Source organism: Pseudomonas sp. UBA4194, assembly GCF_002379585.1.
Lineage (GTDB): Bacteria > Pseudomonadota > Gammaproteobacteria > Pseudomonadales > Pseudomonadaceae > Aquipseudomonas.
This window is the reverse complement of the sequence record NZ_DFUE01000047.1, coordinates 1-12,051: the sequence shown is the minus strand read 5'-3', so window position 1 is coordinate 12,051 and position 12,051 is coordinate 1. Positions and strand designations below refer to the sequence as shown.

The following is a 12,051-nucleotide window of genomic DNA, read 5'->3' as shown; positions in this document are numbered from 1 at the left end:
AACTGGGCTGGGGCAGGCTTGCCCGCAAACGGACTGAGCTTCATGCAAAACCTCTCTTGGGGTGTCAGGGGGTATGGGTGACAGTTTACTGGCACTTGGACACTTGAGGTAGGCGTTTGATTCCGTTGTTTGACGGGTTGGGTGTGGGTTGGATGTGGGATTGGGTGTTGGTTGGGGTTTTGTGGTGGATGGTCCCCTCACCGCAGCTCCAGGCGACGCGATCCGCCTTTAGCTCCCTCTCCCCCAGGGAGAGGGCTGGGGTGAGGGGACCATCCACCACCGACCTCAACCTACCCCCAATCAACTATTCAGCGCCCCCTCAAACCAGCTTCTCGCGGAAGGTCACCACTTCACCCACCATCACCAAAGCCGGCGCCTGCACTTCATGCTCCGCCACCCGCCGCGGCAAATCTGCCAGGGTGCCGGTAAACACCCGCTGGTTCATCATTAGGTTAGACCCAAAAGTACTTTTACAACCCCCGCCTTAGAAGCATACGGTCTGCGCTGGCCACATGGAGCGAGCCCGCATGCCTTCAAACCGCGTCAACCCTGTCAAACCTCGTACGACCCGCTGGAAAGCGCCGGACGCCTTGCTCCGGCTGATCAGCCCGCTGGTCATCCTGCTGGTCTGGGAAATCGCCTCGCGCAGCGGTCTGTTGCCCTCTCGCGTCATCGCCGCGCCCAGTGCCATCGGCGGTACGTTGTGGGAGCTGATCGAAAGCGGCGACTTGGCCCACCACCTGCTGGTGTCCCTACAAAGGGCCGTTACCGGGCTACTGATCGGTGTGGCGATCGGTGTGGTCCTGGCGCTGATCACCGGGCTGTCCCGTCGCGGTGAGGTGATCCTTGATTCGCCCATGCAAATGCTGCGCACGATACCGTCTCTGGCATTGGTGCCGCTGTTCATCCTTTGGTTCGGCATCGGCGAGTTCACCAAGATCGCCCTGATCGTCACTGGCACCACCTTTCCGGTGTACCTGAATCTGTTCGCCGGCATTCGCAACATCGATCCCAAACTGATCGAAGCCGGCAACACGCTGGGCCTGACTCGACTGGAGCTGATCTGGCACGTAATCCTGCCCGGAGCGCTGCCGTCGTTCTTCGTCGGTTTGCGCTACGCCCTGGCCATTTCCTGGCTGGCCCTGGTGTTTGTCGAGCAGATCAACAGCACCGCGGGCATAGGCTATCTGGCCAGCGATGCACGTGACTTCATGCGTACCGACGTGATCGTCATCTGTCTGCTGATCTACAGCGTGCTGGGGCTGTTGATCGATGGTTTGATCCGCACCCTGGAACGCTTCGCCCTGGCCTGGCGGCCGTCATTCGTAAGGAGTTGAGCAATGAACGCGCAAACCGATTTCAGCACAGTCCAACCGGCTGTGAGCCTGCGCAAGGTGATCCGCCAGTTCGGCGAAAACCGAGTGATCGATGAACTGGATCTGGACATCGCGCCGGGGGAGTTCGTCGCGCTGCTCGGTGCCAGTGGCTCGGGCAAGACTACCCTGCTGCGTTCCTTGGCCGGGTTGGACCCGATCGAGGGCGGCGAACTGATAGCCCCCGAAGCGCGCTCCGCGGTGTTTCAGGAACCACGGCTGATGCCGTGGAAACGCACCTGGAAGAACGTCACCCTGGGTTTGCGCCTGGACAACGCCAAAGCCAAGGCGGTGCAGGCATTGACCGAGGTCGGCCTGGCGCATCGGCTCGACGCCTACCCGGCGACGCTCTCGGGGGGCGAATCGCAGCGCGTGGCGCTCGCGCGCAGTCTGGTGCGCGAACCAAAGCTGTTGTTGCTTGACGAGCCCTTTGCCGCACTGGACGCCCTGACCCGTATCCGTATGCATCGACTGATCATCGAACTGTGGCGCGCTCACACGCCTGCGGTGCTGTTGGTCACCCATGATGTCGACGAAGCGATTCTGCTGGCCGATCGAATCATCGTGCTGCAGGAAGGACGCATCGCCGAGCAGTTCCGCGTGGCGTTGGCCCGACCCAGAGACAATGGCCAGCTGGGCTTCAATGCCATCAGGCAGCGACTGCTCAACCGCCTGGGCGTCGAACATGATGACGAGGCCACCATCGGCAAGGATCACAACCCCTTCCTGAACCCCGGCTATCCACTAAGTGCAATCGCCATATAAAGCCCACCACCCCTGTAGGAGCGGCGTCCAGCCGCGAAGGCGTCGCCAGCCTCCCCATCAAATCCGGATGATGATCATGCGCCCAAACCGACCTCTTCGGCGCCATACGCCGCCCCTCACGGGAAATTGCGCTGAATTGATATTAATCTTCCGCATATATGCAGGCCGGTGATAATTAGCATAGAACCAAACGGCCTTTTACATCGTAACAAGCTGGACATATGTTCTAGACAGACCCGACCCCACACCCTGGCGGAGGACGTTGCCAACGACCACCCTAGGAGTCCCTCGCACCATGTTCCACCCGCTGCCATCCCCGCCCTCGCCCATACCATCGACCGCGTCTGCCGACGTTGCGGCATCGATGCGCCGACACCTGCCTGCCTTAAGCGACCAAGGAGTTCTGCCATGCTGACCCGCCTCATCCTCACTGCGCTACTGGCCAGCCTCATCGCGCCACTGCAGGCTGCCGAGCCGCTGCGCGTGGCCAATCAGAAATCCGGCATCAAGCTGCTGTTGCAGGCGGCCGGCGAGCTCAAGGACGTGCCCTACCCCATCGAGTTCTCCGAATTCCCAGCCGCCGCGCCCCTGGGTGAAGCCCTCAACGCCGGCGCGGTGGATGTAGGCGGTCTGGGGGATGCGCCCTACGTGTTCGCACTGGGTTCCGGCGCCCCGCTCAAGGTGGTGGCAGTGACCGAAGCCGACGGCCGCTTCAGCACCTCCATCCTGGTACCCAAAGACTCACCGCTGCACACGGTGGCGGACCTCAAAGGCAAACGTATCGTCACCAACCGCGGTTCTGTCGGTCACTTCCTGGTCATTCGTGCCTTGCGTGAAGCGGGCCTGCAAACCTCCGACGTGCAGCTCATCAACCTGCTACCCAGTGATGCCCGCACCGCACTGGAAGCTGGCAGCGCCGACGCCTGGTCCACCTGGGACCCCTACACCACCATCGCTATCACCCAGAACGGCGCGCGCATCCTGCGCAACAGCGACAGCCTGCTCTCCAACCAGGGCTACCTGGCCGCCACTCAGCAGGCCATCGACACCAAGCAGGCGCAGCTCGATGACTTCATCAAACGGATGGACCGCGCCTATCAGTGGGCCAACAGCCATCCACAGCAATACGCCGCCGCGCAAGCCAAGGTCACCGGGCTGCCGCTGGCCGTGCACCTTGCCTCGGCCAGCAATACCCGTTTCACCCGCATCCCCATCACCCCGGCGATCGTCAGCAACCTGCAACAAACCGCCGACATCTATCTGGAAGAAGGTGTGCTGACCCGACCGGTCGATGTCTCCAAAGGTTTCGACGACCGCTTCAATCCCCCTACCCTGACCGGAGTAAACCCATGAGCCAGTCCTTGACCCAAGCCCTTGCCGACCTGCACGCCGAACGCGTGCGCAGCTGGGACCCGGCCGTCCTGCAAGTCAACATCGATCAGCGTCAACGCCTGGTGGACGAAGCCCAGACAGATCAGTTCGTGCGCGCTGGCGACATCCTGGCGCCGTTCGAACTGCTGAAGGTCGAAGGCGGCACCCTGGATCTGGACGTGCTGGTCGCCAGCGGCCCCGCCGTGCTGGTGTTCTTCCGCTTCGCCGGCTGCCCGGCCTGCAACATCGCCATTCCCCATTACGAGCGCCACCTGCAGCCAGCGCTGCGCGAACGTGGCGTGCCCCTGATCGCGGTCAGCCCACAGTTGCCGGAGCGGTTGATCGAGATCCGCGACACACATCAACTCACCCTGCAGGTCGCCAGCGACAAGGACAATCAGTTGGCACGCCGGCTAGGCATCCTCTACGAGTTCGACGAGCCCTCCCGCCAGGCTTCCTTGAGCAAAGGCGCGGGCATCGGCGCGGTGACAGGCACCGGAACCTGGGAGCTGCCCCAGCCCACCGTGGTGGTGATCGGCAGCGATCATCGGGTGCACTTCGCCGACGTCAGCCCGGACTGGCTGGTGCGCACCGAAGCCGAGCCCATCCTCCAGGCGGTGGACGCTTTGCTGGCCTCCCACGAGCAAGTCAGCAAGACCGCCTGACGCCCTGATCTGGCCGCCGCGCCCAGCGCCGCGGCCCATGCCCCGCTTAACCAAGGATGCGAACCGAATGCGTACGCAAGGATTCTATCGGCCTGAAAAAGGCTTGCCCTTCGCGCTGTCACTGCTGTGCGTGGCGTTGGCACCCAACGCCCAGGGCGAAGAAAAAGACGTGGTGCTCGACCGGGTCCAGGCCATTTCCACCGGCACCCGTGGTAACACCCTGACGGTGTCCGAAAGCCCCTCGCCGATCGACATCATCAGCGGCGACGAGATACGCAAATCCGGCACTGCCAGCCTGCGTGAAGCACTGGGCCGCATCGTGCCTTCGTTCAGCGCCCCGGCCCAGGCCGGTGGCGGGACCTCATCGTCGGTGCGACCGGTGTCGATCCGTGGCCTCAGTGGCGACCACCTGCTGGTGCTGGTCAATGGAAAACGCCGGCACAACACCGCCGTGTACAACAACTTCGCTCGCATCGCCAGCGGCAGCGTACCGGTGGATCTGGACCTGATCCCCACTTCTGCCATCGAGCGAATCGAACTGCTGCGTGACGGCGCCTCTGCCCAGTACGGCTCCGACGCCATTGCCGGGGTGCTCAATATCATCCTCAAGAGCCAGGACAACGGCGGCAGCGCCACCTACACCACCGGCCAACAAGAGGACAAACCCGGCGACCTCAACCAGGCCGGGCTCAACAGCGGCTTCGCGCTGGGCAGCAATGGCGGCTTCCTCAACACCTCGCTGGATATCCGCTTGCAGGGTCCGTCCTACTCCGCCGGTGATGCCCAAGGCTCCTGGTACTACCCGGTGCTCAACGGCCAATCGGTACCTTTCGGCACCGCCGGAGCCAGCGCCGACCCACGGGAAGGCAGCGTCGATCGCCTGCTGGAAAAAGGTTACGGCAGGTCCAACCGCGATGAGGTGTACAACTTCGCCTACAACGCCGAACTGCCGATCCACGACGACCTGACCCTGTATTCGTTCTCCACCTACAGCGACCGCAAGATCGTCGACACCCGCGGCAGCTACCGCGCCACCAGCCTTTCCTCGATACCGGAAATCTATCCCGACGGTTTTCACGCCCAGCGCCTGATCGACGAAAAAGACTTCCAGGTCGCGTTCGGTGGCAAAGGTCAGGTCGGTCTGTGGGACTACGACCTGAGCACCACCTACGGCAAGGACGATGTGCGGCTGGGCGCGCAGAATACCCTGAACTCATCCCTGGGCCCGGCCAGCAAGACCTCGTTCTACCTGGGTGCACAGGAGTTCGAGCAGTGGACCAGCAACCTGGACTTCACCCGCGGTTTCGATGTCGGCCTGTTCAAGCCGCTGCAAGTCTCGGCAGGCATCGAACATCGCTGGGAGAAGTACAGCCAGGGCGCCGGCGAGCCCGATTCCTATCGTGATGGCGGTTACGTCTACCCCGCAGGCAGCCCGCGTGCCGGGCAACGCCCCACCGGCGGCCTGCAATCGTTCACCGGCACCTCGGTGGTGGACGCAGGTTCCCTGGATCGCGACAGCTATGCGGCTTACTTCGACGTTGGCACCCACCTCACCGAGCGGTTCTACACCAGCGCCGCGCTGCGCCTGGAGCACTACGACGACAGCTCCGGCAATACCGCCAGCGGCAAGCTCTCGACCCGCTACGAACTGACACCTGCACTGGCCCTGCGTGGCACATTCAACACCGGCTTTCGCGCACCCTCCCTGGCCCAGCAGACCTTCTCGGTCACTCAGAACACTGCGGTGCGCCTGGCGGATGGCAGCACCCAGACCTTGCTCGCGCGTTACCTGCCACCCAGCAGTACCGCCGCTCAGGCACTGGGTGCCGAGGATCTGGAGCCGGAGAAATCCACCAACTTCAGCGTCGGGCTCTCCTGGGAGCCGAGCCGCAATGCCAGGGTGACCCTGGACGCCTACCGCATCGAGATCAAGGATCGCATCGTCAAGAGCGAGATCATTCGCGACAGCGGCACCTCCACCGTGGTGCGCGACACCCTGGCCGGCGTAGGCGTCAACGACCTGTATTCGGCGCAGTACAACATGAATGGCGTGGATACCCGCACCGACGGTATCGATTTGGTCAGCGAGCTGCACAGCGACTACGGCGCCCTGGGTCAGGTGCGCTGGTCGGCCCTGTACAGCTACAACCGCACCACCCTGCGTGGCATCAATCAGAACGGCACCGTCGACAGCCTGCTGGGCAGCGACTACGTGATCTACGGCCACCAGGCCCAGAGCGACCTGACCAAAGGCACGCCACGAGACAAGCTGGTGCTGGGCAGCAACTGGAGCCTGGGTGACGTCATCACCGACCTGCGCCTGACCCGCTACGGCAAATACACCGAGGCCGGCGCGACGTCGGCGTCGGACCTGCAATTCGGTGCGAAGTGGGTGACCGACCTGGACGTGACCTACCTGCTGACCGACAACCTGTCGCTGTCCGTGGGCTCGAACAACCTCTTCGGCGTGCGCCCGGACAAACAGACCCCATCGGCCTCCCTCACCGGACTGGGCAGTGCCAACCCGAGCGAGATCAACAACCCCGACAACTACGGCAGCTTTGCGCCGTACGGGCTCAACGGCGCGTTCTATTACGCGCGCGTTTCCTACGACTGGTGATTTACCCCGTGGCCACCCCGGTGGTCTTTGCAACGCTGTGCTTCCAACAAGAGGACGACAACATGCCTGCCGAAAACATCGTAGCTTTGCACGACACGCTCAAGGTCACCCGCCTGGAACCCACCCTGGGTGCCGAGATTTCCGGCGTTGACCTGAGCAAGCCCTTGAGCCCGTCGCAGCGCGACGACATCCATGCACTGCTGCTCAAGCACAAGGTGATCTTCTTCCGCGACCAACACATCAGCAGCGAACAGCAGATCGCCTTCGCCGGGCAGTTCGGTGAGTTGTACGTGCACCCCACCACCCGGCAAGAGGACCGCAGCAAACCCCAGGCCCACCTGATTCTGGCCAGCGAGGCCAAGGACATCTATGGCGACGCCCGCAAGGGCCGTTGGCATACCGACACCAGTTGGATGCTCAAACCCACCTACGGGGCGGTGCTGCGGGCGGTGTCCTTGCCAGAGGTCGGCGGCGACACCGTTTGGGCCGACAGCGGCCAGGTGTACCGCGGCCTGTCCGCCGAGCTCAAGGCGCGCATCGATACGCTGTCGGTGACCCACAACTTCAAGTCATCACTGGACAAGGTCGGTTACGACTACCCCATCCTCGCCCATCCGCTGGTGCGCACCCATCCGGAAACCGGCGAGGACGCGTTGTTCATCAATTTCTCCATGAGCCCACAAGTCATCGGCTGGTCCGTGGAAGACAGCCGCGCACTGGTCGCGCAACTGCTCAAGGAGTTCAGCAATCCGGAGTACCACGTGCGCTTCAAATGGACACCGGGCACCGTGGCCTTCTGGGACAACCGCGCCCTGCTTCACTACCCGGTCTACAACTACGGCGATTTCGAACGGGTGATGGAGCGGGTACTGATTGCCGATGATGACATTCCGCATCGGGTGCGTCGTGCGCCGGTGGGTTGACCCGGCGCAAGTGTCCAGAACAGCGACTGCCGCTCGGCGTGCAGTCGCTCATCATATCGATCAATAACCGCTATCAATTTAAATCAGTTCTCTTTCAATAGCTTAGCTCTTCAAATGGCCGACTGCATTTTGCCTCGCTCCTTGGAGATTCAGTTGTCCACTCGCCCTACCGATTTGCGTTTATCACTCTCGTTCAGCCTCATGAAGTGCCTGATCGCCGGCTTTGCTTTCTGGATGGTCTGGCTGGACGTGTCGGTGTTCAACACCGAGATACTGGAAATCTCGTTCACCGAGATCACTCAGGAAGTCATGTTGCTGCTGTGCGCCTGGCTGTTCTGGTCGGCACCCGCCCCCGGTGCACGAGGCGGGTTCGATGTACTGGCGGCGGGCTTCTTCGCTGCCCTGTTGATGCGTGAGCTTGATGGCCTGTTCGATCCGATCAGCCACAGCGCCTGGCTGTGGCCCTGCCTGGCCATCGCCGGCAGCGCGGTGTTCTTTGCCCTGAAGCCAGCCAATCGCAGACGCACCGCAACCGACCTGGCAGCATTCATGCGCAGCCCGACGTTCGCGGCGTTATCGACCGGCATGGCCGTGCTGATCTTCTCCCGAGTGTTTGGCATGGGCGTTTTCTGGCACCACATCCTCGGTGAAGGCTATGCGCGGCTGGCGAAAACCGCGGTCGAGGAAGGCGTCGAGTTGATGGCCTACAGCATCTGGCTGTGTGCGTGCCTGGAGCATTGGGTGCGCCGCCGGGTGCGGGTTTCCGAGCCCGTCGCTGCGCACTATGCCCACTAGGTGAAACCGCTCTGGGAGCGTCGGCACGCTCCCTGTACCCGACGCGTCAGTAGCCCAGTCCGAAATAGATGGGGTACAGCGGAGCAACGCTCGAACGGCGCATTCAGGCGTACCAGGGCAATGTCGGCGGCTGCAGGGCCTGCTCCGAATCGATGCCCACCAGATAGACCTTGCTGCCAGGCTTGAGTGGCAAGGTATTGCGGTTGTTCTGCAGCAGCACCAGGGAGCGGCGCTGCGCCTCCAAGCCCTGCGCCTTGAACGCTGTATTGCCCACCAGGCTCGTCGCAGCAGCTTCATCGGCATACGGGTTTTCGAACAGCCCGAGCTGGAATTTCTGCACCAGCAACCGCACCACAGACGTATCGATCCGCGCCACCGGCACGCTGCCCTCCTTCACCGCCTCGATCAGGAACTGGGTATTGAAGGTGCCGCCGAACTGGTCGACCCCCGCTTCCACCGCCTTGATGAAGCGCTGCTTCTCGGTCAGGCCTTCCACGCCCCATGGCATGCCATATTTTGCATAGGCCTTGTTCGGATCCTGACCGGGCGGGCTGCCGGTCAGGCATTCATCGGTACAGCTGTTGGTGATCAGCCCGTCGGTGAGGATGATGCCGTTGAAGTGGTATTCCCCTGGGATACCGTGGGTGAATGGTCCCCTCACCCCAGCCCTCTCCCTGAGGGAGAGGGAGCTAAAAGCGGACCGTGATATCTGCAACACCACCGCACGGCTCCCTCTCCCTGACAGAGAGGGCGCTCAAAGCGGACCGCGATATCCGCAACACCACCGTACGGCTCCCTCTCCCTCAGGGAGAGGGCTGGGGTGAGGGGACCATTCACCACCGATCCAACCTACTTCGCCGTAATCACTGCCAACTTGGTAATCCCAGCCTTTTCGATCGACGCCATGGCTCGCGCCACCTCGCCATAGTTCACCCCATCATCGGCCTGCAACTGCACCCGCACCTCCGGGTCCTTCTGCTTGGCCGCCTGCAGGTTGGTCTGGAGCAGATCAGGCTTGATCTCGTCCTTGTTGATGAACAACTTGCCCTGACCGTCGATGCTCACCACCAGCGGGTCTTTCTGCTCGGCCGGGGCGACCGCTTCGGTCTTGGGCAGGTTGATCGGGATCGAGTTGGTCAGCAGCGGCGCGGTAACGATGAACACCACCAGCAGCACCAGCATCACGTCCACCAGTGGCGTTACGTTGATCTCGCTGAGCACTTCATCGCTGTCTTGGGTAGAAAAAGCCATATCAGGACGCCTCCTTCACTTTGCGACCGCTAGCGGTAGCGCCGTTTTTGGCCAAGGCCGGATGCTGCACCACACGGAAAGCGTGCTTCTGCGCCAGGCTGTAGAAGTCGTGGGCGAAGTCGTCGAGGTCGGCTGCGGTCAGCTTCAGGCGGCGCAGGAAGTAGTTGTAGACCAGCACTGCCGGTACAGCGACGGCAATGCCCACGCCTGTGGCGACCAGCGCGGCACCGATCGGGCCGGCCACGGTTTCGAGGCTGGCCGAGCCTGCCGCGCTGATGCCTTTGAGCGCTGACATGATGCCCCACACGGTGCCGAACAAACCAATGAACGGTGAGGTGCTACCGATACTGGCCAGCACCGCCAGGCCTGTTTCCAGGGAGCGACGCTCCCGCACGATCTGTTGGCGCAAGGCGCGCTCCAGGCGGTCCTGGTGGTTGATGGCCTGGCTCAGGTCGGTTTGCGTACTTTCATTGACCTGGATGGCGGCGTAGCCGGACTGGGCAACGCGAGCGGCAGCGCCTGGCTGTTCCTGGGCGAGGTGCGCGGCTGAATCCAGGCTGGAAGCCGCCCAGAACTGCTTGTGGAATTTGCGATCCTGACCTTTGAGGCGGGCAAACTGCAGGCCTTTCAGCAAGGCCAGACCCCAGGTGGCAACGGAGAACAGAATGAGCAACCAGATGACCGAGTGCTCGACGGAGGCAAAAGGAGAGTCTGTAAGAAGATTCATGGCAAGGCGTCTCTGTAGTTAGGCGTTTGGGTGTTGCGACGCGCCTTTTGTCAGGTAGCCCGCGAGGTGAAGCAGAATTCGGTGTTAACGCAGTTTGAAGTCGATCGGTACGCTGACCCAGCCATCGATCGGGTCATTGCCCTGCTTGGCTGGGACGAAGCTCCAGCGTTTTACCGCAGCGAGCGCGGCGTCATCCAACTGGGTGCGGCCACTGCTGGTCTGCACCTGAATCTCGCTGGGCTTGCCGCTGGCCAGCACGTGCACACGCAACAACACGGTCCCTTCCCAGTTGCGGCGCATGGCCAGGGCCGGGTACTCGGGCGCCGGGTTGTGCAGATAGCCAGCGTTGGCCGAAGCCGGGGTGATCGGTTTTGGCGCGGGCGGTGCAGGCGGCGCAGGCGGTGTTGGTGCGGCAACCGGTTGCGGCGGAGTCGGTGGCGCTGGCACTTGCTGCACCGGCTTGGGCACAGGTTTGGGCACCTCCTTCTTGACCACTGGCTTGGGTTTGGGCTTGGGCGGCGGTGGCGGCTTGCTGGCCAGTTCGTCCTCCACCGGCGGTGGCGGTTCCACCACAGGCGTCGCCACGGGTTCTGGTGGCGGCGGCGGTGTCTCCACCACAGGCGGCGCCGGTTGCGCAAACTCGATGGTCATCGGTGGAATCTCCGGCGGCACCACCGGCAGCACGGGCGCGGGCGCCTGGCTGACCCAGTAGATCACCGCTCCGTGCAACACCAGCGCGAAGACACCGAGCAGAACGCCCTCCTGGCGCCCGAGAATCCGTTTCGGCACGCGCTGCAGGCGCAGCTCGCCCAGCGGTTCGCGAAACACCCGGCCCAGGTCGAGCAACTCGCCCGGAACCGGTTGCCAGCGCACCTCCATGGCGGCCTTGAGGTTATTCATTCGTTGCTCCTGTTGAAGGGTTGATCATGAATGAGCGTGTCTAAGTCGCCCCTTCGGCGAGCAGATGATGTGCAAAGTTGCTTAGTTCGAAAAGTAACCGTTTGTTATTCCGAGCTATCAACTGGATATAAGGGTCAATGTCGTGGCGCTGAACGGCTGTATTTCGCCCACACATATCCCATTCTGGCCTTTCAAAACCCCACAAAGTGGAAATGGAAACCCACAACCCGTAGCAGCGGCGTAAGCCGCGTCACAGACGCCGCACCATCACAGGAACACCGTGTTACGGCCGGACCCGGCTCACGCCGGTGCTACAGGTGCCGTGAGCATGTCGCATACGCCGTGTAGCAGCGGCGTGAGCCGCGTCACAGACGCCGTAACATGACAGGGACACCGCGTGATGGCCGGACCCGGCTCACGCCGGTGCTCCAGGTGCCGTGAGCCGCGTCGCAGATGCCCTAACATCACAGGAATACCGTGTGATGGCCGGCCCCGGCTTACGCCGGTGCTACAGGTGCCGTGAGCCGCCGCGCAGGTGCCGGCACGCTGCAGGACTAACGTGTGCTGGCCGGCCCACGCTTACGGCGGTGCCCCAGGTGGCGCTAGACCTTGCGCCGGCGCCATGCAGCGGCGGCGGGAACCACGGCACGCGCGCCGCTAA

11 protein-coding genes and 1 pseudogene are annotated in these 12,051 nt (G+C 62.8%); 7 read left to right on the top strand and 5 right to left on the bottom strand.

Annotated elements, in window-relative coordinates; genetic code table 11:
* Positions 1 to 319 precede the first annotated feature (319 nt).
* Positions 320 to 448, bottom strand: coding sequence for a hypothetical protein (locus tag B3397_RS12770; protein WP_296250561.1), 129 nt, complete (start codon positions 446 to 448; stop codon positions 320 to 322).
* Between the two features lie 139 nt (positions 449 to 587).
* On the opposite strand from B3397_RS12770, the pseudogene B3397_RS12765 reads away from it, so the two are divergent.
* The 7 genes and pseudogenes from B3397_RS12765 to B3397_RS12735 form a co-directional block, all read left to right on the top strand.
* Positions 588 to 1,337 (top strand): annotated as a pseudogene (locus B3397_RS12765) (ABC transporter permease); the annotation flags it as partial.
* Positions 1,338 to 1,340: 3 nt separating this feature from the next.
* Entirely contained in the window at positions 1,341 to 2,138 is a 798-nt protein-coding gene (locus tag B3397_RS12760) for an ABC transporter ATP-binding protein (RefSeq protein ID WP_296250559.1), read from the top strand.
* Positions 2,139 to 2,546: 408 nt separating this feature from the next.
* Complete coding sequence (locus B3397_RS12755) at positions 2,547 to 3,491, top strand: ABC transporter substrate-binding protein (RefSeq protein ID WP_296250557.1); 945 nt, start codon at positions 2,547 to 2,549, stop codon at positions 3,489 to 3,491.
* On the top strand, positions 3,488 to 4,174 hold the full coding sequence (locus tag B3397_RS12750) for a peroxiredoxin-like family protein (RefSeq protein WP_296250555.1): 687 nt from the start codon (positions 3,488 to 3,490) through the stop codon (positions 4,172 to 4,174). The genes B3397_RS12755 and B3397_RS12750 overlap by 4 nt, the downstream gene beginning before the upstream one ends.
* Before the next feature lie 67 nt (positions 4,175 to 4,241).
* Positions 4,242 to 6,794, top strand: coding sequence for a TonB-dependent receptor plug domain-containing protein (locus B3397_RS12745; RefSeq protein ID WP_296250553.1), 2,553 nt, complete (start codon positions 4,242 to 4,244; stop codon positions 6,792 to 6,794).
* A 62-nt stretch (positions 6,795 to 6,856) separates the two neighbouring features.
* Complete coding sequence (locus tag B3397_RS12740) at positions 6,857 to 7,717, top strand: TauD/TfdA dioxygenase family protein (RefSeq protein WP_296250551.1); 861 nt, start codon at positions 6,857 to 6,859, stop codon at positions 7,715 to 7,717.
* Positions 7,718 to 7,870: 153 nt separating this feature from the next.
* Positions 7,871 to 8,512 (top strand): hypothetical protein, encoded by a 642-nt coding sequence (locus B3397_RS12735; RefSeq protein WP_296250549.1) that lies wholly within the window; start codon positions 7,871 to 7,873, stop codon positions 8,510 to 8,512.
* 103 nt (positions 8,513 to 8,615) lie between these two features.
* Here the strand turns inward: B3397_RS12735 and B3397_RS12730 are convergent, their stop codons facing one another.
* The 4 genes from B3397_RS12730 to B3397_RS12715 all read right to left on the bottom strand — a co-directional run bounded on the left by B3397_RS12730 (position 8,616) and on the right by B3397_RS12715 (position 11,390).
* Positions 8,616 to 9,173, bottom strand: a complete 558-nt coding sequence (locus B3397_RS12730; RefSeq protein ID WP_296250547.1) for a hypothetical protein — start codon at positions 9,171 to 9,173, stop codon at positions 8,616 to 8,618.
* A gap of 188 nt (positions 9,174 to 9,361) precedes the next feature.
* Positions 9,362 to 9,763, bottom strand: a complete 402-nt coding sequence (locus B3397_RS12725; protein ID WP_296250544.1) for an ExbD/TolR family protein — start codon at positions 9,761 to 9,763, stop codon at positions 9,362 to 9,364.
* Between the two features lies 1 nt (position 9,764).
* A complete protein-coding gene (locus tag B3397_RS12720) occupies positions 9,765 to 10,490 on the bottom strand; it encodes a MotA/TolQ/ExbB proton channel family protein (RefSeq protein WP_296250543.1) in 726 nt (241 codons plus the stop codon).
* An 84-nt stretch (positions 10,491 to 10,574) separates the two neighbouring features.
* The gene (locus tag B3397_RS12715; RefSeq protein WP_296250542.1) at positions 10,575 to 11,390 is read right to left on the bottom strand and encodes an energy transducer TonB; all 816 of its coding nucleotides are present in this window, start codon (positions 11,388 to 11,390) and stop codon (positions 10,575 to 10,577) included.
* Positions 11,391 to 12,051: the final 661 nt, after the last annotated feature.

Excerpts from the sequence above, each read along its gene's own strand:
- B3397_RS12770 (WP_296250561.1), bottom strand. The coding sequence starts at position 448 with ATGATGAACCAGCGGGTGTTTACCGGCACCCTGGCAGATTTGCCGCGG.
- B3397_RS12760 (WP_296250559.1), top strand. The coding sequence starts at position 1,341 with ATGAACGCGCAAACCGATTTCAGCACAGTCCAACCGGCTGTGAGCCTG.
- B3397_RS12755 (WP_296250557.1), top strand. The coding sequence starts at position 2,547 with ATGCTGACCCGCCTCATCCTCACTGCGCTACTGGCCAGCCTCATCGCG.
- B3397_RS12750 (WP_296250555.1), top strand. The coding sequence starts at position 3,488 with ATGAGCCAGTCCTTGACCCAAGCCCTTGCCGACCTGCACGCCGAACGC.
- B3397_RS12745 (WP_296250553.1), top strand. The coding sequence starts at position 4,242 with ATGCGTACGCAAGGATTCTATCGGCCTGAAAAAGGCTTGCCCTTCGCG.
- B3397_RS12740 (WP_296250551.1), top strand. The coding sequence starts at position 6,857 with ATGCCTGCCGAAAACATCGTAGCTTTGCACGACACGCTCAAGGTCACC.
- B3397_RS12725 (WP_296250544.1), bottom strand. The coding sequence starts at position 9,763 with ATGGCTTTTTCTACCCAAGACAGCGATGAAGTGCTCAGCGAGATCAAC.
- B3397_RS12720 (WP_296250543.1), bottom strand. The coding sequence starts at position 10,490 with ATGAATCTTCTTACAGACTCTCCTTTTGCCTCCGTCGAGCACTCGGTC.
- B3397_RS12715 (WP_296250542.1), bottom strand. The coding sequence starts at position 11,390 with ATGAATAACCTCAAGGCCGCCATGGAGGTGCGCTGGCAACCGGTTCCG.